Origin of the sequence: Leptolyngbya sp. PL-A3 (assembly GCF_039962325.1) — a bacterium.
Classification (GTDB): domain Bacteria; phylum Cyanobacteriota; class Cyanobacteriia; order Elainellales; family Elainellaceae; genus Vacuolonema.
The window spans coordinates 72134-93030 of sequence record NZ_JAMPLB010000024.1 but is presented as its reverse complement, the minus strand read 5'-3'; the positions used below and the strand labels follow the sequence as shown (position 1 = coordinate 93030).

At 50.0% G+C, this 20897-nt stretch carries 18 protein-coding genes; 12 read left to right on the top strand and 6 right to left on the bottom strand.

From position 1 onward, the window contains the following. Nucleotides 1-413: 413 nt before the first annotated feature. Nucleotides 414-812: a response regulator transcription factor gene (locus NDI52_RS18585; RefSeq protein WP_190770418.1), complete on the bottom strand. Its 399-nt coding sequence runs from the start codon at nucleotides 810-812 to the stop codon at nucleotides 414-416. An 885-nt stretch (nucleotides 813-1697) separates the two neighbouring features. On the opposite strand from NDI52_RS18585, the gene NDI52_RS18580 reads away from it, so the two are divergent. The 7 genes from NDI52_RS18580 to trmB all read left to right on the top strand — a co-directional run bounded on the left by NDI52_RS18580 (nucleotide 1698) and on the right by trmB (nucleotide 9860). Continuing rightward, nucleotides 1698-2138 carry a response regulator gene (locus tag NDI52_RS18580; protein ID WP_190770417.1) on the top strand — a complete coding sequence of 147 codons (441 nt, stop codon included), beginning with the start codon at nucleotides 1698-1700 and terminating at the stop codon, nucleotides 2136-2138. 422 nt (nucleotides 2139-2560) lie between these two features. After that, complete coding sequence (locus NDI52_RS18575; protein WP_190770430.1) at nucleotides 2561-4870, top strand: ATP-binding protein; 2310 nt, start codon at nucleotides 2561-2563, stop codon at nucleotides 4868-4870. Then, complete coding sequence (locus NDI52_RS18570; RefSeq protein WP_190770416.1) at nucleotides 4824-5294, top strand: response regulator; 471 nt, start codon at nucleotides 4824-4826, stop codon at nucleotides 5292-5294. The genes NDI52_RS18575 and NDI52_RS18570 overlap by 47 nt, the downstream gene beginning before the upstream one ends. Then, on the top strand, nucleotides 5291-7342 hold the full coding sequence (locus NDI52_RS18565) for a response regulator (protein WP_190770415.1): 2052 nt from the start codon (nucleotides 5291-5293) through the stop codon (nucleotides 7340-7342). The genes NDI52_RS18570 and NDI52_RS18565 overlap by 4 nt, the downstream gene beginning before the upstream one ends. Nucleotides 7343-7806: 464 nt before the next feature. Next, nucleotides 7807-8118, top strand: coding sequence for a hypothetical protein (locus NDI52_RS18560; RefSeq protein WP_190770414.1), 312 nt, complete (start codon nucleotides 7807-7809; stop codon nucleotides 8116-8118). A gap of 207 nt (nucleotides 8119-8325) precedes the next feature. Next, nucleotides 8326-8952, top strand: a complete 627-nt coding sequence (locus NDI52_RS18555; RefSeq protein ID WP_190770413.1) for a DUF1294 domain-containing protein — start codon at nucleotides 8326-8328, stop codon at nucleotides 8950-8952. A gap of 263 nt (nucleotides 8953-9215) precedes the next feature. After that, nucleotides 9216-9860, top strand: a complete 645-nt coding sequence (gene trmB, locus NDI52_RS18550; RefSeq protein ID WP_190770412.1) for a tRNA (guanosine(46)-N7)-methyltransferase TrmB — start codon at nucleotides 9216-9218, stop codon at nucleotides 9858-9860. Nucleotides 9861-9944: 84 nt separating this feature from the next. Here trmB and NDI52_RS18545 read toward each other — a convergent pair whose 3' ends face one another. Both NDI52_RS18545 and NDI52_RS18540 read right to left on the bottom strand, forming a co-directional pair. Next, nucleotides 9945-10760 (bottom strand): ADP-ribosylglycohydrolase family protein, encoded by an 816-nt coding sequence (locus tag NDI52_RS18545; protein WP_190770411.1) that lies wholly within the window; start codon nucleotides 10758-10760, stop codon nucleotides 9945-9947. 636 nt (nucleotides 10761-11396) lie between these two features. Continuing rightward, nucleotides 11397-11573, bottom strand: coding sequence for a DUF4278 domain-containing protein (locus NDI52_RS18540; protein ID WP_190770409.1), 177 nt, complete (start codon nucleotides 11571-11573; stop codon nucleotides 11397-11399). Between the two features lie 376 nt (nucleotides 11574-11949). On the opposite strand from NDI52_RS18540, the gene NDI52_RS18535 reads away from it, so the two are divergent. Beyond that, the gene (locus tag NDI52_RS18535; RefSeq protein ID WP_190770408.1) at nucleotides 11950-12195 is read left to right on the top strand and encodes a hypothetical protein; all 246 of its coding nucleotides are present in this window, start codon (nucleotides 11950-11952) and stop codon (nucleotides 12193-12195) included. An 83-nt stretch (nucleotides 12196-12278) separates the two neighbouring features. Here NDI52_RS18535 and NDI52_RS18530 read toward each other — a convergent pair whose 3' ends face one another. Next, complete coding sequence (locus NDI52_RS18530) at nucleotides 12279-13193, bottom strand: M23 family metallopeptidase (RefSeq protein WP_190770407.1); 915 nt, start codon at nucleotides 13191-13193, stop codon at nucleotides 12279-12281. Nucleotides 13194-13474: 281 nt separating this feature from the next. Here NDI52_RS18530 and NDI52_RS18525 point away from each other — a divergent pair, with 281 nt between their 5' ends. Together NDI52_RS18525 and NDI52_RS18520 are read left to right on the top strand one after the other, a co-directional pair. Beyond that, complete coding sequence (locus tag NDI52_RS18525) at nucleotides 13475-14686, top strand: HhoA/HhoB/HtrA family serine endopeptidase (protein ID WP_190770406.1); 1212 nt, start codon at nucleotides 13475-13477, stop codon at nucleotides 14684-14686. 20 nt (nucleotides 14687-14706) lie between these two features. Then, nucleotides 14707-14859 carry a hypothetical protein gene (locus tag NDI52_RS18520; protein ID WP_190770405.1) on the top strand — a complete coding sequence of 51 codons (153 nt, stop codon included), beginning with the start codon at nucleotides 14707-14709 and terminating at the stop codon, nucleotides 14857-14859. Here NDI52_RS18520 and NDI52_RS18515 read toward each other — a convergent pair. Then, nucleotides 14856-15218, bottom strand: a complete 363-nt coding sequence (locus tag NDI52_RS18515) for a DUF760 domain-containing protein (protein ID WP_190770404.1) — start codon at nucleotides 15216-15218, stop codon at nucleotides 14856-14858. The genes NDI52_RS18520 and NDI52_RS18515 overlap by 4 nt on opposite strands. 326 nt (nucleotides 15219-15544) lie before the next feature. Here NDI52_RS18515 and NDI52_RS18510 point away from each other — a divergent pair, with 326 nt between their 5' ends. Then, a complete protein-coding gene (locus NDI52_RS18510; RefSeq protein WP_190770403.1) occupies nucleotides 15545-16369 on the top strand; it encodes an SWIM zinc finger family protein in 825 nt (274 codons plus the stop codon). 116 nt (nucleotides 16370-16485) lie between these two features. Beyond that, a complete protein-coding gene (locus NDI52_RS18505) occupies nucleotides 16486-19674 on the top strand; it encodes a GAF domain-containing protein (protein WP_190770402.1) in 3189 nt (1062 codons plus the stop codon). 116 nt (nucleotides 19675-19790) lie between these two features. Here the strand turns inward: NDI52_RS18505 and NDI52_RS18500 are convergent, their stop codons facing one another. Beyond that, entirely contained in the window at nucleotides 19791-20537 is a 747-nt protein-coding gene (locus NDI52_RS18500; protein ID WP_190770401.1) for a sucrose-phosphate phosphatase, read from the bottom strand. Nucleotides 20538-20897 lie beyond the last annotated feature (360 nt).

Below are 20897 nucleotides of genomic sequence, written 5' to 3'. Positions count from 1 at the left end.
GAAGGGGTCAATGCGAATGCACCTGAAGTAAGCCGCCCAGTGGGTTACTCCAGGTTTTGAGCAAAACACGCTGATAATAGTTCTTCTAACTCTAAAGTTCAGTACGGTTTCGTACCCTGGGATGATTTGCTATGGATGAGCTCGCTAACCTTTTAATTTATTGGGAGGTGCGAAGCACCTTTAAACATAGGAAAACTTAAGCTGTTAAGGATCACAAATAAAACAACCTGTAATTCTTTTTGTAGATGTGGCGGCATGGTCGCCACACCTACAAAAAGAATTACAGTTATTAAATCCAAAATGCCAAGTACTCAAGGTTGAGCCATTTTGAACACTCTTCAGTTTTTGGTAAGACTTTTGGTAAGACCAATTTTGTGCTTCTGAAGAGCACAAGGTCAATCTTGCCGGTGGGCTTAAATAGGGCAGATTCGGTAGAGGAAATCCTTCAATTGCTGGCCATCCTCCAGATATACAATATATTCGTTCGTTCCTACTTGAATGTTTTGTCCTTCCAACTCAGCTCCGAACTGCTCAGCCATAATGACAATGGGAATGAAGCCCGACGGATTAACCTGTTGACAAATACGTCGGCCAAGGTCCACAAAGTAATCAAGGGACTGGTCCCATTGTGCGAGTAGCAATAGGTCAAAGTTCTCTCTACCATTGTGTGTGCGTTCCAGGGCATCAGCTTCATCAAGTGCCACGATCAGGCTGTAGCCCCAATGACTGAGATTGTCTCTTAAGAGAGGTCGTACCCGGTTGTCCGGTTCGACAAGCAAGATAGTGGGTGGTAGAAAATCAGTTTGGCTCATGCTCCAATTGCTGTGATTACGAACCCTGGTAAGTCAGCGACGTGCTATGAAAATGTACCGGAGCCGGCTCAATGGTAAGGATAATAGGCACCTCGAAGAGGATTGAACCCGAATGCACGAGCTGCGATCGCGTTACCAATTTCTCCGCATATATACCTAGCCTAAGGACCGATATCGATATTTTCGTCTAACCGATGGGATATATCGATACTGAACACTGAGACGGCTTTAGCCCACTCACATGCTCTTTTGCTCATGATTGGGCGGATGCCAGCCAGATATAACCTTGAGAACAAAGGGAGAATCGGAAAAGATCGTTCCCATCTTTTTCTGGGTTATAGGAGCGTGTACTCCATTAGGAAAAGAATCTATGGGTGCTTTTAGATGACTGCGTTTGTTTAGAGTGCAACTCCTCACGACCCCTCCGTAACACACTTTTGGCAGGAAATTAGAATTGATGCAAGTTTGCTAACCTATATTGCTATCGCTTGGCTTGTTAGGGCATTAGAAGCTATGAAGACAATCCCTGTAATCGCTCCTAATGCCCTAATAAATTGGGCCAAGGCTATAGTGCATCTTCGTTAGGTTGGTGTTTGAAACTTATCGCCCCCGACAAGCGTGCGGAAACTCTGGGAACGAATAAGAAAGCGAAAATTTTCTAGGGATTTGAGCGATCGCTTTTCCCATCAGCTATGAATATCCTTACAATCTGTTTAAAAAGTTTATGTTTGATGTTCGTGGGAAAACAGAAGTCTATCCTTCTCAAACTAGTTCTTAATAGATGAGAATGTTTAGTTGATAGATTCAGTACAGCTTAAACCCATCGAAATTGATCGTCTATAAAACTTCAAACTGCCACTACTGTTTATCTGTGAGCCAATGCCCATGCTAGATGTCGCTGGTGAGCGTTTAATTTTGGTGATTGATGGCAATCCCGACCATATTGAAACCATTACAACTGTTTTCAGTGAAAGTGAGGAGCGCTATCGATTGGTCGCGGTTGCCAATGGTTCCGATGCCTCTGACTTTTTGCATAAGCGGGAAAATTATGAGGGAGCAACCCGGCCCGATCTGGTGTTGTTGGATTGTGATCTGACCGATACGGATGGTCTGAATATTCTGGCCGATATGAAGGCAGATCCGCAGTTACGGCGCATTCCGATCATTGTATTTACGCTACGCGATCGCGCTGAGCAAGTTTTTCGCAGCTATGCACTTCAGGGTAACTGCTATGTATTGAAATCTGATGACTTAGAGAATTTGTCACAGGTCGTCAAGCGAATTGAAGAGTTTTGGTTGGGAATTGTAACGCTACCTGTAGAGTGAATACTTAAGTGATTAATTCTTCATATTAAAAACTGTAGTTGTTTGTAAGCGAATAGAAGTTTTTGGGCATTTTAATGTAGTTAAAATGGCCTCTATTGTGCTGAAAAAGTTTCTGGTTTATTTAATAATTCCTATTAGCAGTGGTAGCTTTTTCTGAGATATGCTGCTGAGGTAAGACTGTGTCGCCCTCTTCCATAAACCTCCTGTTTCTTCATAAAAATTAGGCTGAAATTGTGGAATAAATTTTATCTAAATTCCCATTGATCGATTTCCGGTTTATCCGAACTCTGCATTGGGTCGTGGGATTTGTAAGCGTGCTGAATTGATTCAATCAACCGCTGGGGTTGTGAACCAACGTTGTGGGTTCGCGATCGCGTATGAACTATGTCGTTCGTCAGAAAACACTATTCCTGGAGAAGGCTATGGCTGCTGTCAATCTTGACGTCCAAGAAATTAATTTAACCAATCTCAAACAGCCACAAATTAACTACCTGACAAAAATCCAACCTCACGGTGTACTGTTGGTGCTGGATGAGCCTGGTCTGCGCGTATTACAAGTTAGCAGCAATACCCTAAAAGCCTTTGGTATCCGACCTGAATTCGTGTTAGGCAGAACTTTAGACGAAATTCTTGATCCCTTTCAGGTCGATCGCTTCAAAGCTGGCTTGGCATACAACAATTTGGAATTAATTAACCCCACAAAGGTTTGGGTACGCCGTGCCGGGGATGAATACAGTGTATTTGATGCCATCTTCCACCGCACCGCTGATAACACGTTGGTGCTGGAATTAGAGCCAGCACTAACCCAGGAAACCATTCCTTTTTTGAGCTTTTATCATCTAGCTAAAGCTTCCATTCAACAATTGGAAGCGACCTCTAACCTGGCAGATTTTTGTCACGTGATTGTGCGGGAAGTGCGCAACGTGACGGGCTTCGATCGTGTCATGCTCTACAAATTTGACGATGACGGGCATGGGGAAGTCGTCGCTGAAGACAAAATCGATGCCATGGAGTCTTACCTGGGCTTGCACTATCCGGAGTCAGACATTCCCACGACAGCCCGCAAAATGTTCCTGTCCAACTGGATACGGGTCATTCCCGATGCGGCAGCGGATGCGGTGGATCTCTATCCCACCACCAACCCCATGACGGAGCAGCCCACTGACCTTACGCTGTCCATCCTCCGTAGCCCCTACCCCTGTCACCTGGAGTATTTACACAACATGGGTGTTGGGGCATCTCTCACCATTTCCCTCATGAAGGATGAGAAACTGTGGGGGCTGATCGCCTGTCATCACCGCACCCCTAAACTGGTGCCCTACGAATTGCGGAAGGCGTGTGAATTTCTGGGACGGGTGATTTTTGCTGAAATTTCTACCCGTGAAGAGGAGGCGGATTATAACTACCGCACAAAAGTTTCCCAGGTGCAGTCTGCCCTGGTGGAATCCATGTCCGAGGAGGCTTATTTCATTGATGGCTTGATCCGTCGCGATCCAAACTTGCTCGATCTGGTCGATGCGAAAGGGGCCGCTATCTGCTTCAACGGCCACTGGACAACCCTGGGCCAAACGCCCCCTGAGGAGGAACTCAACTTCCTGGTGCAATGGCTGAACAAAACCGTAGACGGAGAGGTGTTCTCGACCAATGCGCTGCCCCTGGTTTACTCGGATGCAGAACGGTTCAAGAACGTAGCAAGCGGTCTGTTAGCCATTCCTATCTCGAAGCGCAGTTATGTGCTGTGGTTCCGCCCAGAAGTGATTCAGACCGTGAACTGGGGCGGCGATCCCAACAATGCTTACGAGCTCAAGGATACGGATGGGCATATGCGCCTTTGCCCCCGCAAGTCCTTTGATCTGTGGAAGGAAACGGTGCGGCTGAAATCTCTGCCCTGGAAGTCAGTAGAGGTGAAAGCGGTGCTGGAATTACGGAAAGCGATCGTCAACATCATCCTGCGGCAGGCGGAAGAACTGGCGTTGTTAGCCCAAGATCTGGAGCGCTCGAACGCTGAACTGAAGAAGTTTGCTTACGTTGCATCGCATGACTTACAAGAACCTCTAAATCAGGTTGCGAACTTCGTTCAACTTCTAGAAATGCGGTATGACGCAGAGCTGGGAGACGATGGGAAGGAATTTATCGGCTTCGTCGTAGATGGTGTCAGCCTGATGCAAACCCTGATCGATGACGTTCTGGCTTACTCCAAGGTCGATTTAAAGGGCATCGAGTGGGAACTGACTCATCTGGAAACTTCGTTGGAACAGGCTCAGGGCAACCTCCGAAACCGCATTGCCGAAACCGGAGCCATCATTACCTATGATCCATTGCCTACCATTGTTGCGGATGGTACCCAACTGATGCAGTTGTTCCAGAACCTGCTGGGGAATGCCATCAAATTCCGTAAACCCGAAGAGTCACCGCAAATTCATATTGGGGTACAGCGGCGGGATGAAGACTGGTTATTCTCGGTGAAGGATAACGGTATTGGCTTTGATCAACAATTTGCCGAACGGATCTTTGTGATCTTCCAACGGCTACATACTCGGGACGAGTACCCTGGTTCTGGTATGGGATTGGCGATTTGCAAGAAGATTGTTGAATGCCATCGGGGGCAGATTTGGGTAGATGCAGCCCTGGGCGAAGGGGCTACCTTCTATTTCACGATTCCAGTAGGGGGGCGCGATCGCAACCATGCAAACGGACGCACGGCTCAAAACTATCCTTTTAGTCGAAGATAACCGGGGCGACATCCGCCTTATTCAGGAAGCGCTGAAGAGTACGTCAGCCGCCTGTGAGGTGGTGGTAACCCGTGATGGGATGGAGGCGATGACCTATCTGCGGCAGGATGGGGAGTACGAGGCGGCTATCCGCCCCGACCTCATCCTGCTGGATTTGAACTTGCCTAAAAAAGATGGCCGGGAGGTACTGGCAGAGATTAAAGCAGACCCGGATTTACAGCACATTCCCATCATTGTGCTGACTACCTCGCGCAGTGAAGAGGATATTTTCAAAAGCTACGATTTGCACGTCAACTGCTACATCTCTAAATCACGCAACCTGGCCCAGTTATTCAAGATTGTCCGGGGGATTGAGGAATTTTGGTTAGAAACAGCGATACTGCCCCCACCCGATCTGCCGCTGAGTCATGGGGAGCAGCAATGAATTCGATGGGGCCAAATCCAGCGGGGGTTAACGTTCTGCTGGTAGAAGACAACATTGCAGAAGCTCGCATGCTTCAGGAAACCCTGAAAGGCACGCTGCACCAGCGGTTTACTTCAACTCATGTGAAGCGATTAGGGGAGGCGATCGCCCACCTCCAAGCCGAACCCGTGGATGTGGCTCTCCTGGACCTGACCCTGCCGGACAGTACGGGCCTGGATTCGTTGGATACTTTAATCCAGGCCAGGCCCAGCCTTCCCATCGTGGTGCTGACCAATACTAACGATGAGGACTTGGCCTTAGAAGCAGTGCGGCGCGGCGCGCAAGATTATCTGCTGAAGCGCCAGGTGAACCAGGAGTTGTTGGTGCGATCGCTCCGGTATGCCATCCAACGTAAACAGGCAGCCGAAGCCCTGCGGGAAGCCAACGAAGTCTTAGAAAACCGAGTACAGGAACGTACAGCAGAGTTAAAAGAGGCCAACGACCAACTACGCCAGCAAGTAGAGCAGCGGCAACGCATTCAGGAACGCCTGGAGCTTGCTCAGAAGGCTGGAAAAATCGGCACCTTTGAGTGGGACTTGGAAACCGATACCTTCATCTGGAGCCGTGATCCTCATTCCCTGGGGCCAATGCGTCCTGGTTCTTTTGCTGGTTCTTATCACACCTGGTTGCAAAGCCTTCACCCAGAGGATTGCGATCGCACTAACGAAGAACTGTGGCGAACGGTTAACCACGGCCAGGTGCTTGATACCGAATTCCGTATGGTGGGCGAGAAGGGCGATACTCGTTGGATTGCCATCAAAGGTAGCGCCTTTCATGATGAAGCGGGATGCCCCCGGCGAATGATGGGTATCCACATGGACATCACCGAGAAGAAACAATTAGAGGCCCAATTTCTTCGTGCTCAGCGCTTAGAGAGCTTGGGAACTCTGGCCAGCGGGATTGCCCATGACCTTAACAACATCCTGACACCCATGCTGGTAGTGTCACAGTTGCTACCCATGAAGCTTCCTGCGTTGAACGACGACACCCGACGCATTTTGGAGACTCTGGAGACCAGTGCCCATCGGGGAGCTAATCTAGTAAAACAAATTCTGTCCTTTGCCCGTGGGGTTGAGGGCCAGCGGGTCAGCCTCCAGCTCAATTACTTACTGGATGAGGTGACGCAAATTTTGGAGCAGACGCTCCCCAAGTCGATCATTATTCGCAACGAAATCGACCCAAGTCTCTGGAGCCTGTTGGGGGATGCGACCCAACTGCATCAGGTGTTCATGAATCTCTGTGTCAATGCCCGAGATGCAATGCCTCAAGGCGGCACATTAGAGATTACGGCCCAAAATCTGTGGTTAGATGACCGTCAGGCTCGTCGTTATTTAGATGGATCGGCAGGGGCCTATGTCGTGGTTTCGGTATCAGACACCGGCACTGGCATGACATCCGATGTTCTCCATCGAATTTTTGACCCATTTTTCACCACTAAGGAATTAGGGCAGGGCACCGGGCTAGGATTGTCGGCTGTACTGGGCATTGTTAAAAGCCATGAGGGCTTTGTGGATGTTCGGAGCCAGGTCAATCACGGCAGCGAGTTTAAAGTGTTTTTGCCAGCCTGTGATGTGGAACCCACTCAGATGGAGAATGCTCTAGATTTGCTCTTCGGCCAGCAGGAGTTAATTTTAATCGTTGATGATGAAGAAGCCATTCGCGAAATTACGCGAACGACCCTGGAAACCTACAATTACCGCGTTCTTACAGCCCATAACGGAGAGGCTGCGATCGCCCTTTTTAACGAGCACTACAACGAGATTCACTGCGTCTTAATGGATGTAATGATGCCCTTAATGGATGGTCTGGCAACCATTCCTATCCTGAAATCTATACACCCCGAAGTTTATGCTATTGCGATGAGTGGATTGAGTTCCGTGGATGCGATCGCTGAAGCAGAACGTGCTGGTTTTAGTCGCTTTCTGGCTAAGCCCTTTACAACAGAAGACTTGCTCCACGCTCTCCAGCAGAAACCTCAAAATGTTTCGGCTCCTGCATCACAGTCCTGAACGCGATCGCAGCAGTTTTTGCTTCCCAGCTTCAATGCGATCTCCGGTTAAAGAACCATAATGTGTAATGGTTTTTTAACCAGCTTTGATATTTGCTATAAGTTGCTATAAACAATACTCTGCACAGTTTTTCTGAAACCCTTGATTTTGCGTGCGCTTCGCACACGCAAAATCAAGGGTTTCAGAAAAACCGTCCGAACTAATGTATAAAAAAACATTTGGGTTGAGCTTACTTATACCGGTTCAATATGAAGCTGCACAGGCAGAATGTAGATAAGGTCCAGCTTATGTTGAAATTGAGATTGGAAAGGCTTACATCACCTTTGAGCCTTAGCCTGAGGCAATCTCACAAATCATTTCGGACTGTGACAGCCCGATAAAGACTGATGTAAGTATGAAGATAAGTATGAGCGAGGCCGATCATCAGGTCTGTAATACGTTGCAATTTATCTCATCCTGATCCTATGCAGCTCACAGCAAACGAGGCGGGACAACAAGCACTTGCTTTTCTCCTGGACGCCTGGAGCCTTTCGCTTGAGTATCAAGAATGGTTTACCATTCGCAGCGCTCGCCCCCTAGGAGAGGACTGGTACGTTGTCGAAATTGGCTTTGAAGGTTTACCCGATGAGTGGATTATTCAGGTGTATGACTCCGGCGAATGCGAACCGTCCTACACCTTCCGCTCCCCAATCCTTCCTTCCAATGGCTACACCGATCTGGACAGCATTCCCGAAAATCTAGCAGATGTGCTGATTGCTGAACGCAACGCTCGTTAAAGAGATGATTTTACAGGCAAGATCTACTATCAAAATCGAGCTCTCAAAAGCTATTTGAAAAGATTGATTTTCTGTGCCCTTCAATCACGAAAATTGGTCTTGTCAAAAGAATATTGTTGGAATGAATTACGACAAAAAGAAAGAGTTTTAGATATTTTTTTAGGCTAGGGAAACCTACAGTAAGGAGTATAGCCGTGAAGGTGTGCTATGTCTGTTCTCCAGAAGGGACAACTGACAGCCTGGAAAGATGCAAAGGGTTTTGGATTTATTCGCCCTGCTGATGGCAGCCAGGATGTTTTTCTGCATATTTCTGAATTAAAAGATTCAACACGTCGACCGCAAGTTGGAGACGTCATCTATTACTATTCAACGCTTCAAGAAGGTAAGCTTCGTGCACAAAATGCCTTTATTCAAGGGGCACGGTGTAAGCCGTCTCCAGAATCTTCTCGACACCCGCCTAAATTCTCTTTTCCTGTAGTCGAGCTCTTGCTGCTTTCCATTCTGCCGCTGGCGGGGTCCCTACATTTTGCCTGGTTGACCATGAACATGTTGCCCCTCCTGCTCTATCCCGGAATGAGCTTGTTAACCTTTGCCTGCTATGCCAACGATAAATCCTCTGCCAAACGAAGAACCCGGAGAATTCCAGAAAGAACATTGCATGTTCTAGAATTCGCGGGTGGATGGGTAGGAGGCTTCGTTGCCCAGCGAAAACTTCGCCATAAAAGCAGAAAAGAGTCCTATCAGATTGAATTTTGGGCCATTGTTATCCTTCACCAACTCTTTTGGATTGTGTGGTTAGGTTGGGCACTTTCCGGCCGGTTTGAAGTCAGTTAAATCAACATTTCTGCGTTCTCATTTTGGCATCCAACCCGAAAACCGCTCGCTCCACGCGAGCAGTTCGGGCTTCAACGCCAAGAGTTCGTGCCCGTAAGGCACGAACTCTTGGCGTTGAAGCCCACAATGAGAATTGCTGGAAAGGGTTATAGCTATGTAGGGTGTATCCCACTTTTGTAAAAGTGGGATACACCCGCTATATATAGGTGTCAGAAAATTGCTGTAGCCTGGAAAAGGCTTATTTTCAACAGGAGTGATGAAATTTGTCAATCGTTCGAGTACGGCAGCACGTAAACCCTCTTAGTCAGAAATATCAGACTCCGATTCAGCCACCGAATTGGTCACAAATCTATGCCTCGCCCCAACAGCCGCTGCTGCTTGACATTGGTTGTGCACGGGGTAGCTTCCTTTTAGAAATGGCGGCCCAACAACCTGACTGGAACTTCCTGGGGCTGGAAATTCGTGAACCTTTGGTTATCCGGGCTAACGATGCATGTCAAGAAGCCGGTCTGAAAAACTTGCATTACCTCTTTTGCAACGCCAATAATGCTCTACACCCCCTACTAAGTTCACTACCAGTCGGGGTGTTCCAAAAGGTCGCTGTACAGTTTCCTGACCCCTGGTTTAAAAAGCGCCACCAGAAGCGCCGAGTTATTCAACCTGAAGTTGTGGGGGCGATCGCCCAATTCCTCATCCCCAGCGGCGAAGTCTTTTTACAATCTGATGTGGAGGAAGTGTTACTGGAAATGGGCGATCGCTTCCACGAACACCCCATCTTCCAGCGCGAGACCGGCATTCCTGAACAAACTCCCAACCCATTTCCAGTCATGACCGAACGAGAAATATTCACATTGGAGCAAGATAAGCCTGTCTATCGAATGCGGTTTCGTAAGAAGGCAGAGGGGTAGGCCATAGAAGGTAGAAGGCCAAGGGCGAAGCATTCAGAGCAAACATTTCACGATTGTCTAAAGGTTTATTCCGAATGCTTTGCCTCACACAGCCCATCCGTTTCTGTTATTGGATTGACGAGGCATCCGAGTCCCGAACTGCTGCCGGAATGTTTCTGTTTTCTGACGCAGGAAGGGATCAAGCCGATCAAGAATGGCCTGGGCGATCGCCTCCGGCACCCCATAAAACGCCTCGGCAACACCGCCCGTAATGCAGGTTAACGTATCGCTATCCCCACCTAGAGATACTGCATTACGCAGGGCATCCTCGAAATCCGTTGCTTCCAGAAATGCAATCAGCGCTTCGGGGACGGTTTCCTGGCACGATTCATTAAACCGATACACCGGACGAATGTCATCCAGCTTACGGCTCAGGTCGTAACCAAAAATTGTTTCAACATGAACCTTGATGTCTGCTTTAGACGCCCCCTGGCGTGCTAGGAAAATGGCAGTTGCAGTTGCTTGTGCCCCTTTAATTCCTTCAGGATGGTTGTGGGTAACGGCAGCACTTCGCTCTGCCTCGTGTAGCACCGCCTCCAGGGTATCTAGAGCAAACCCGATGGGGCTGACCCGCATCGCTGAGCCATTTCCCCAACTGTTGTAGGGTTCGGGTGTGCTGGAGGCCGCCCATTGAGCAAAGCGAGCACCATAGCTGCCACAGGGGTTGGGATAGCGTTGGTAATACTGCTTGAAGGCAGTGACATAGTCCACGCCTGTGAGCAGCGCATCTGCAACGGCAACCGTCAGGATCGTGTCATCCGTAAAGGTGGAGGTCGCCTGGAGAAGCGAAAAGTCTTTGGAACGGTAATTATTAAATTCATAAACGGAGCCAACAACGTCTCCGGCGATCGCCCCTAACATGCTTGCTGTCCCCGCCAGAAAAGAAGCAGACCCACCAGTATAGAGGGCAATACAATTAAAGTAACCACCACTGGAGCACCGCTTGGCCAGGTAACCAGGGGGGCTCCATAACGAATGGCGATTGCCAAAAGGGCAGAAATTCCTACCACTTTGCCAATCATCCTAATGTCTTCTGTCATAAAAAAAATTGAGCTTCAAACGTTCCAGCATTCTATCGCCATTTGTTCAGGCCGTTTTTTGAAAGAGCCAAATTCAGCAGTTTGAACCAGCAATTCTCATTTTGAAATCAGGCCCGAAAACCGCGCGCCTTTGGCGCGCGGTTTTCGGGTATCAAAGCCAAGAGTTCACGCCCCTAGGGCGTGAACTCTTGGCTTTGATACCCATACTGAGAATTGCTGAGTTTGAATGAAGGGCGTTTTCGAATGTCACGCCATATGCGGCGCTCGAAAACGCCCTTCTTGGCGTGTGCTGCGCACATGCCAAAATGGACACTTCAGCTTGCCCAAACTGAGCCTATATTGGCATTCGAAGAAAATTAGCCTAAAGAAAAACACCCCTCTCGGGGTGTTGAGTTCGCTACATCCACAAAACTATAGGCAGAGACTTTAGGGAAAACTTCAAAATCTCTCAAGAGATTTACTGTACCCAGGCCCCGCGATATTTCATCCGGGGTTTGGCTGTTTCACTGGGGGCATTGTTAAGCCGGTGAGCTTTCAACGCCGCTCCCCGATATTGGCCAATAACATCACCTTCAGAAAATTCCACTCCTGTGTCTGGAGCACTGTAAGCCGCGCCGCGATAGTGAAGTTCCATAGTCACCTCTTAAGAAACGAAAACAAATCCTTGGGAACCAACCTGGATGAAGAGAGGACAACGACTCATTGTAGAAAAGCAGGACCAAAAGGGCTTACTACAGATGACGAGCCAGGCTTTAGGCAAGAAAGAAAAATGCTTTCTGTATTTAATGTTACCGTTTTGCCAATTTTTGTCAAATGAATTTCTGTAAAGTTGGGCTCGGCTGAATCTTAGTGTCGCCATGGGGCCGCAATTGGGCAGAACCGAAAACTAAGAGTTGTGTAAATTCTTTAGAAAATCTCTCTTGCCGGATTGAGAGAACTTGTGAATAATAAGTTCAAATGTACTATTTGTGATGCAAGATAGTTCAGGTTGAGCATATAAGGGGTTTAAGATGCACCCAAGTCCTTGCTTTTCTACAGAACTGGTTGATGGATGTTGTCTAGGACGGCTTCATGTCCCCTTTTCTGAGATTGCCGATTGGCTCAATTTTTTGATCATGCCGCACTATCAGGTCGACATCTTGGCCGTGGAACAAGCTGTCGATCACATTAGTATTTCCTTTCAGGCCAATGAAGGGGTTTATCTTTATCTCGAACGTTTCCTGAATGCCTCATCCGACATGGCACTTGCCTCGTAGTTTTTTGACTCTGGCCTAAAAAGAAAGGTGCGTGGAACCAAAAGCTCCATGCACCTTTCCTTACTGGCTGGGGTTGTAATCGTTCAGCGTCCTACTTCCATGCTGGGAAAGAATTGGGTGGGGCTTTCGGCTACCCAGCCTAGGCTAGAGTTAGAGCGAACCTCAAAATGCAGGTGAGGAGTGGAGGCATCCCCCGTTTGCCCGACCGTACCCAGGCGATCGCCTCTTCTAACCGTTTGTCCCACTGCAACATCAATCGTCGCCAGTTGGGCATAGCGGGTTTGTAGTCCGCCTGCATGATTGAGCACCACTAAATTGCCATAGTTCCCCTGGGTTGAGGCGAAGGCGACGGTGCCATCTTGGGCGGCCAACACTGGGGTTCCTGCAGCCGCCTGTAAATCTACCCCACTGTGGAAGGCCATCTGACTGGTCAAGAAATTAACTTGCCAACCGTAACCTGTGACGACCTCCGCCTCATTGGGCAGCGGGTAGCGGGACAACGTTGGGTTAGATTCAACCACCTGAGCTACAGGTGTCGGAGCCCAGTTGATCCCTGGAATGAAAACAACCCTGGGGGCGTTTTGGGTACAGCCATTCACCTCAAAGAGGACATCCGCTCGTACCCCGTAAGCTGCTGCTACGTCCCGCCAGGTGCTTCCTGCTGGAACTTCTACGCGGATGCCGTTGTAGGGAGGAATCACAATTTCTGTCCCGACCGGGGCGTTGCCGTTGCGCAGAACAGGGTTGAAACCCATCAGTGTTGCGGGAATCAGATCGTACTGCTGAGCCAGAGAGGTCAGAGTTTCTCCGGTGGCAATGCGGTGGCGGCGCAGACGAGAGAGTGCGGCTTCTGGGCAAAGAGCGCCGTTCGGTGAAGAAGCTTGGGCGACTCGTTGGGAGCCGGGTATGGCTATTGCCTCCAGTGGCAGTGCCAGCAGCCCAGTCCCTAAGGTAACCAGACCGAATGCAAGTGAAACAAACCGGGGAAGCAAAGTCATAGATCGTTCAGAGGTGAGTCAGAATAGACGGGGGCCACAATTAAACCAGGTGAGCTATGGGCTAGCGCTCCTGGTTATGAGTTAGATCACTCCAAACTATGGACCGAACCATCAGGAAAAGAAGGATGTTCGTTACCATTAGGAGGAAACTATCTTGGGGAAGTAAAAGCTCTTCTGTAGAGCTACCTCAATGGTTTCAGTCTAGCGGACCCTTCTACAAACCGTGATTAGAAGCAAACGTTCAATTTATCCGCAACTTTATCCACCCCTTCCATTGCTTTATGAAACAAGTGGCACTATACCTGACCCTTCTTTCCGCGGGTATCGCAACTGGATTGGTAGGTGGATATCGGCTTTACGCGCTGCGACAACCAGAACAGCCTATGGCTCTAAGCCCAAAGCCAGTAGCACGCGCTATTACGAGCCAGACTGATATAACGCTGCCATCGTTGCCAGCTGCATCTGCTCCACAAAGCCGCAATTTTATAGCGGAGGCTGTAGAACGGGTTGGCCCGGCTGTGGTGCGGATTGACTCCTCACGTAAGGTTGGCGGCAACGGACCGGGTGAACTTGAAAACCCCTTTTTCCGCCGCTTTTTCGGGGAGCAGGAGATGCCCATGCCCGAGCGGATTGAACAGGGCACTGGTTCAGGCTTCATTGTTAGCAAAGAAGGCCACATCATCACCAATGCCCATGTGGTGCAAGGGGCTGATAAGGTGCAGGTAACGCTGAAGGATGGACGGGTGCTGGAAGGCCAAGTGGTTGGGGTTGACCCGGTGACGGATGTGGCGGCAGTAAAAATTGATGCGACAAATCTTCCAACCGTGACCCTGGGTAGCTCCGAAGCGCTGATTCCGGGGCAGTGGGCGATCGCCATCGGCAACCCTTTGGGCCTCGACAATACCGTCACTGCGGGCATTATCAGCGCCACAGGTCGCAGTAGCTCTCAGGTAGGGGTGCCCGATCGCCGCGTGCGGTTCATTCAGACTGACGCGGCCATCAACCCTGGTAATTCGGGAGGACCGCTACTGAATGACCGGGGTGAAGTCATTGGAATTAACACGGCCATTCGGGCCAACGCTCAGGGATTGGGGTTTGCCATTCCCATCGAAACGGCCCAGCGTATTTCAGAGCAGCTCTTTTCTAACGGCAATGCCCAGCATCCCTATTTAGGGATACAAATGATTGATTTGACTCCCGACATCAAGCGCCGCGTGGCAGAGGAAACTGAGATTACCGCCAAGATTGAAGTGGATGAAGGCGTGCTGATTGTACAAGTGATGGAGCAAACACCAGCTCAGGAAGCCGGGCTCCAAGCGGGAGATGTAATTGTAAAGATTAATGGGGTCGACGTAAAAACCTCAACAGAGGTTCAGGAACAGGTGGAAAGCGTACGAGTGGGCGATCGCCTTCAGCTAGAAGTAAACCGAGAAGGCCGAGTTCTCTCGATTACAGTACGGCCTACGGCCTTCCCAGTGGATCAGATGGGTTAGAGCTTAGGAGATTTCCAACAATGAAATTACCCCCAGGATGTTGGTGCTTTGCCCGCGAAGCGGGCAAAGCACCAACATCCTGGGTAGATTCTTATGCAGAAACCTCCTTAGAGCCCGTTTCCGTTACATTTTTCGTGGGCTCTGTGCCCAAATTAACCCTTGACCTAATTTAGTCAGGACGATTGTCATCATCATCGCGAAGGGAAAAGGAACTAGCCATGCTAGATTCCAACTCCATTCGCTGTTCCATCCGTCGCAGAAAGTATCCAGTCATCATGGCCGAAGCCAACAGCCCTGCAAGATTTTCTCGGTCGGTGGTGATTTGCATGTTGAAGGCTTCCGACGGAAGCATTCCCACCAATCCCTGTACGTTTTGGGAGATGATTTCCTTGATTTCAGGGCTGACCGAGCGGGCGACTCGTCCTAGCATTTCTGGAGATTGGTGCTGGAGGTATTGCAGCAGTTGGTTGGCCTGCCGCTCCTCCCTGCTGCCGCTCGCAAAGAATTCTGTTCCGTCAGAGTTAAAGATCATAAGGTAAATCTGACCCAAGACATATTTCTAATTGGATCCATTGTTACATTTATGTTCACAACTATGCACAGAACGTGCATGGGAAAATTTGCGGATACCTGGAGGAAACACTGGGAAAGCGGTTTCTGGGGCATAAGGTTGAAGGGGCACGTGTTCAGCGCCTATCTCGCTAACCTTAGACCTGATTTTTCTCAGGGTAATTACGGCAAAGATTGATGACAATTTTTAGCAGTCCTGTTCTTTTCCCGTTGAAAATCCTGAGGAATCGCGTTTGAGTAGTGATAGAGGTTTGTAGATGCAGAATTAAATGTCATGGGTATGGCTGCATGACTGAGGCAGGGGTTCAATCCAATCGGGAATGGTGGGCACAACGATGGGTCGATGTGTTGGAATCCTTTGGCTGGGTGCGACGCCTAGCCCGAGCCCGCAACTATGCCCGGGAAGGCCACGTACTGAAAATTGAGTTTCGGGGTTACAAGGTGCATGCGCTGGTGCAGGGGACCGCCCCAGAACCCTACAAGGTGGTGCTTCACCTGGATTCCTTCGACGACGAACAGTGGGGATATATTATCGAATCACTCTCTCAGCAAGCGTTTTATACGGCAAAGCTGTTGGCTGGGGAAATGCCTCACAATATTGAAGACGTGTTTACGGCCAACGGGTTAAGTTTGTTTCCCTTTACAAAATTTGATATTCATAGCCGTTGCACCTGTCCGGATCCGGCGAACCCCTGTAAGCACATCGGTGCGGTCTACTATACCTTGGGCGATCGCTTTAGCGAAGATCCTTTTGTTCTGTTTCAACTGCGAGGGCGTACCAAAGAGCAACTGCTGAGCGCTTTACGAGAGCTGCGCCAGGGGCAGAGCGCAGATACAGCGGAACCTGAAACGGCTTCGACCCAGTCTCTACCTGAAATGGATCTGGCTCAGTTCTGGCAATATCACCATCAACTTGAGCCTTCCCTGGTTGTTATTGCTCCCAACCCAGGAAGCGAAACAGTTCTAGATTTATTGGGTACATTACCTTTAACGCCAGAGTTGTTAGGGACTGTTAGCGGTGTTTCGCCACAGGTTGTCATGAGCTACCTCAAAACGATTTACGAGCGAGTGAGCCAGGAAGCGGTAATCCAGGCTATGACCTCAGGGAGCTAAGCCATTGGTGGCGCTGAGCGGGTGTGTTCTGTCTTGGAGGGGTATGTCTGCATCTTCGGCGTAGACGGGATTGTTGGACAGATTGAACGTGGATTACTGTCGAACTCAGGAATAGGATGGCTCAAGTCTCTACCATAGGTGAGGATGAGTTCGCTGCATTTCCTCCCTTATATGGGTGGGTGTCGGTGTACGGAACCGGGGCGGATGTAATCGCTCAGATGCAGCAGGGGGTGGAATGTATTCTGGTGGGGGAGCCCAAGGGGTTGCTCGGGTTAATTACTGCAGCGGATATGCTGCGGGCAATAGCTGGAGGGCAGGAAGCCAACAGTCTTTCTGTGCGATCGCTGATGCAGGTTTCAGTCCCAACCCTGCCATGGGAGCAACGACTGAATATTCCTTTACTGGTAACCCTCTTTCGACAAAACCGGGTGCAATACTTGCCCGTGATTGCCGCTGACGGCACAGTGCTGGAGGTGTTGACCCCTGCGGATGTTCTAGGTGAAGTGAGCCTTGAGCAGCAGTGGAAGGTGGAGGGTGCTTCCCTGGAAGATGCCTCCGATTCAGTTAGCTTGAGGCAGGAGAACACGACGCTACAACGGCCATGGCTGCGTGTCTTGGAGGAGCCTGCCCTGGAGGATTATGGGCACCGGGAAGAGTTTTTGGGGTTGACCCCCGACTTTTCTTCAAAATTCCTCTGCTCGCTGGCATTGCATTACTCTAGACAAGCGGTTGAACGCTCGCCCAATGCGATTTTTCTCATTGATTTGGATGGGAATGTGCTGTTCTGGAATGCAGCCTGTGAATCGTTACTTGGCTACAGTTCCGATATTTGCGGTCAACCAGTCTGGTCATTGCTGGCCCACACCATGGATCAGTCGGCCATTACTGAACGAATCAGGGCTGCGCTTAATGGCAAAGCGGTGACAGATCTGGAAATGACGTACCGCCGTTCAGATGGCACGGCATTGCATACGTTGTCGCGGATCTTTGCCATTTTTGACTCTCAGGGAAAAGCGATCGCCTGTATTTTTGCCAATACCGACATCTCCAAACAAAAACAGACTGAGGAACATCTCCGGCAGTGCGAGCAAACCCTCATCCGGACCCAACGACTCGCCCAAATTGGCGATTGGTCTCTGGATTTGACTTCTCGGCAACTGACTGCTTCCCAAGAAACGCTGCGGATTTTAGGGTTGCCCCATCAAGCTGTCACGTTTTCCTTTGAAACTTTGGTACAGCGAGTACATCCCCAGGATCAGGCCACTCTGCAAGCCTGGATTGAGGAGGCGATCGGCTTTGCCTCTCCCTGTAACCTGGAGTTTCGGTTGTTGTTGCCGGACGGCTCGGTGAGCCATGCTGTGATGAACGGCCAACTCGTGCAGGGTAACTCCTCACAACCCCGGTATCTTTTTGGCACCCTACAGGATATTACGACCCGCAAAGAAATTGAATATCTACAACAGAAGCAAGCCCATCGTCATCAGGTCATGTTGCATGTTACCCAGCGCATCCGGCAGTCTCTCGAGCTGGATGACGTGTTGCAGACTACGGTGGATGAAGTACGGGACTTATTTCAGGCCGATCGGGTAATTGTGTACCGCTTTGAGCCGAACTGGAGTGGCATTTTTCGGGTGGAGTCGGTGTTGCGGCCTGAATATAGCATTCTGTCGCAGACCTACGATGACCCTTGCTTCCGCGTATCGTATGTAGAGCAATACCGACAGGGCCGCTGCTCTGGTATTCAGGATGTAGAACTGGCTGCGATCGCCCCCTGCCATCGGCAACTTTTACGACAGTTCAACGTTCGAGCCAATTTGGTAGTCCCCATTCTGGCTGGGCAAGAGTTGTGGGGGTTGCTGATTGTCCATCAGTGTCAGGCTCCCCGGCAGTGGCAAGCCTGGGAACAGGAGTTTCTGCAACAACTGGGCATTCAAGTGGGCATTGCCGTTCAGCAGTCGGAACTCTATGCCTGGGCACAGCGGCTGAATGTGGAACTAGAAACCATGGTGCAGCAACGCACTGAGCGGTTGCAACAGGCCAATGCTTTTGAGGCTCTCCTGAAAGGCATCACCGACAAGGTGCGGGATAGTCTGGATGAGCAGCAGATTCTCCAAAAAGTGGTGCGAGAGCTAACGACAGAGCTGCGCATTAGCTCCTGTGATACCAGTGTGTATGACCTGGAGCGGCAGACTTCTACCATCCAATACGAGTACCTGGCGGAGGGGGGACCCTCTGCCCGTGCGCCTGTCATTTACCTGCAAGACTTCCCCGAAATTTATGCTCAACTGATGCAGGGCAGAACGGTGCATTTTTGCTGGAGGGCTCTTGATAATGAGCCGCTGGCAAACCTGTATGACGGAGAACGGCATTACAGTGTGTTGGCCTGCCCCTTAATTGATAGCCACATTGTGATGGGAGACCTATGGCTGTACCGAGCGGGGCCGGAACCGTTTGACGAACTGGAGGTTCGCCTGGTGGAGCAGATTGCTAATCAGTGTGCGATCGCCATTCGCCAAGCCCGCCTTTATGAAGCAGCCCAGGCTCAGGTGAAGGATCTGGCTCACCTCAATCGGTTGAAGGATGAGTTTCTCAGTAGTGTGTCCCATGAGTTGCGGACGCCGATGGCGAACGTCAAAATGGCGACCGAAATGCTCGAAGTCAAGCTCATGGAGATGGGGCTTTTGCAGGGAGGCCAGTCTCCCAGCTTTCTGCGGTATTTCCAAATTTTGAAGGATGAATGCCACCGCGAGCTGAAGCTGATTAATGACTTGCTGGATCTATCGCGCCTGGATGCCGAGTCTGAGCCCCTGCTGCTCACTACGATGGATTTGGGAGATTGGCTGCATCATCTGTCAGAACCGTTTATCGAGCGCACTCGTGCCCGCTCCCAAACGCTCACCGTTGATATCCCTGCGGCACTGCCGCCGCTGACCTGTGACTTTATGTATCTGGGGCGGATTGTGGGGGAGTTGCTAAACAATGCGTGTAAGTACACGCCCATTCAGGGGGAGATCCAGATAGCCGTTTTTTCACGGTCTGATTTCTTACAAATCCAGGTCTGCAATTCGGGTATCGAAATTCCGGCAGAGGAGCAGGAGCGAATTTTTGAGCGGTTCTATCGAATTCCTTCCAATGACCCCTGGTTGCATGAGGGGACGGGACTCGGGTTGGCGCTGGTACAGAAGCTGGCAGAGCAGTTAGGTGGGACGGTAACAGTCGATAGCCGGGATGGGTGGACCATGTTTACGGTGTACTTGTTTCCGAAGTTGTTAGCGATCGCAGCAGATTCTCAGGCTGAGTTGTAGAGTACTTTTCTAGATACCCTCCATAAAGAGCTTTGCAGAGTCAGCTTTGCACCAGACCAGGCTCCCAGTTTTTACAACAATAGGAGCCTGGTTCTATCAATTCGCTTTAAAGGGCTCTAAATCAGCCCAAAGTGGTTCAGCCCTTCCAGGATGCCTGCGGCGTAAGAAGCTTGGGCTAAGTAACGGTGAGGAGAGGGATTCGCGTGATGCCACTCCAGGAGTTCCTGCATCGCATTACCGACGATAATGCCCCGTTCGTCCTGACGTTCGAAAAAGGCGCGATCGTTCCCGGAGTCGCCGCAGGCTACCGTTGTGTTGGAGGGCACCTGCCAAAGTTCCTGCAGGTAGGACATTGCTAGCCCTTTGTTGGCCTGGATGGGGAGAATATCCAGGTCGAGGCTACCACTATAGATGATGGTGACCGTGAACCCGGCTGCTTTAAGTTGGCGCTCCAGTTCGGGTACGAGGGTAGGAGCGATTTCGGGTGATAAGAAGAAACTGATTTTGAACGGATTTTGTTCACTGGCAGGCTGAGGTGTGAGGTCTGAAAAGTGGGCGGTGATAGCCTGGATGCGATCGCGATCCCATCCCTCTTGTAACCGTTCTGACCAGGGGGTATGGGGCTTCTCCTGCTCACCAATGTAGAGGGCCGTACCTACACCATTGACAACAGCATCCGGGGGAATCAGACCCTTTTCCTGATAGAGGGCTTCGTAAGAGGTGCGCGATCGCCCGGTCGAGTAGACAATTTGAGTACCGTAGGTGTCTCGGTGATGCAGCAATTTCGCATTGAGCTGCTTCATCGCGGCATCGTCTCCGACCAGAGTATTGTCCAGATCGGTAATAAATAGAAATTGGGCCATAGTTAATACTCCGGTTCATTTGGTTGCGGCAAAGAGAGAGCTTGGTGTTGAGCCCACGGTTCTCTCTTTGCCGCAACCAAATTGAACAGACTCAGATCTTGCAGAACCCTGAACGGAGATTTTTCTGCCACTTCGCAACAGAAAAATCTCCACTCGGAGCTTTGGTTTGATCAAGGTACAAGCGAGCATAACTATCGACGTTATAAATAACACTCGTTATCATACTGGACTGACCTGAATTTCCAATATTTCCGATATTTCTAAGAGGTAATTTAAAGAAGTTTGACAGGGTGGATTTTTATGAACTATGTGCACAAAAAATCAACTTTTCAAATAGCCTCCACGCTTCGCCTCTCTATC

Coding starts and splice junctions, on each gene's coding strand:
- NDI52_RS18585 (WP_190770418.1), bottom strand. CDS start 812: ATGAGCCAAACTGATTTTCTACCACCCACTATCTTGCTTGTCGAACCG.
- NDI52_RS18570 (WP_190770416.1), top strand. CDS start 4,824: ATGCAAACGGACGCACGGCTCAAAACTATCCTTTTAGTCGAAGATAAC.
- NDI52_RS18530 (WP_190770407.1), bottom strand. CDS start 13,193: ATGACTTTGCTTCCCCGGTTTGTTTCACTTGCATTCGGTCTGGTTACC.
- NDI52_RS18535 (WP_190770408.1), top strand. CDS start 11,950: ATGCACCCAAGTCCTTGCTTTTCTACAGAACTGGTTGATGGATGTTGT.
- NDI52_RS18505 (WP_190770402.1), top strand. CDS start 16,486: ATGGCTCAAGTCTCTACCATAGGTGAGGATGAGTTCGCTGCATTTCCT.
- NDI52_RS18565 (WP_190770415.1), top strand. CDS start 5,291: ATGAATTCGATGGGGCCAAATCCAGCGGGGGTTAACGTTCTGCTGGTA.
- NDI52_RS18540 (WP_190770409.1), bottom strand. CDS start 11,573: ATGGAACTTCACTATCGCGGCGCGGCTTACAGTGCTCCAGACACAGGA.
- NDI52_RS18575 (WP_190770430.1), top strand. CDS start 2,561: ATGGCTGCTGTCAATCTTGACGTCCAAGAAATTAATTTAACCAATCTC.
- NDI52_RS18560 (WP_190770414.1), top strand. CDS start 7,807: ATGCAGCTCACAGCAAACGAGGCGGGACAACAAGCACTTGCTTTTCTC.
- NDI52_RS18545 (WP_190770411.1), bottom strand. CDS start 10,760: ATGTTAGGGGCGATCGCCGGAGACGTTGTTGGCTCCGTTTATGAATTT.
- NDI52_RS18515 (WP_190770404.1), bottom strand. CDS start 15,218: ATGATCTTTAACTCTGACGGAACAGAATTCTTTGCGAGCGGCAGCAGG.
- NDI52_RS18580 (WP_190770417.1), top strand. CDS start 1,698: ATGCTAGATGTCGCTGGTGAGCGTTTAATTTTGGTGATTGATGGCAAT.
- NDI52_RS18525 (WP_190770406.1), top strand. CDS start 13,475: ATGAAACAAGTGGCACTATACCTGACCCTTCTTTCCGCGGGTATCGCA.
- NDI52_RS18510 (WP_190770403.1), top strand. CDS start 15,545: ATGACTGAGGCAGGGGTTCAATCCAATCGGGAATGGTGGGCACAACGA.
- NDI52_RS18555 (WP_190770413.1), top strand. CDS start 8,326: ATGTCTGTTCTCCAGAAGGGACAACTGACAGCCTGGAAAGATGCAAAG.
- NDI52_RS18500 (WP_190770401.1), bottom strand. CDS start 20,537: ATGGCCCAATTTCTATTTATTACCGATCTGGACAATACTCTGGTCGGA.
- NDI52_RS18520 (WP_190770405.1), top strand. CDS start 14,707: ATGAAATTACCCCCAGGATGTTGGTGCTTTGCCCGCGAAGCGGGCAAA.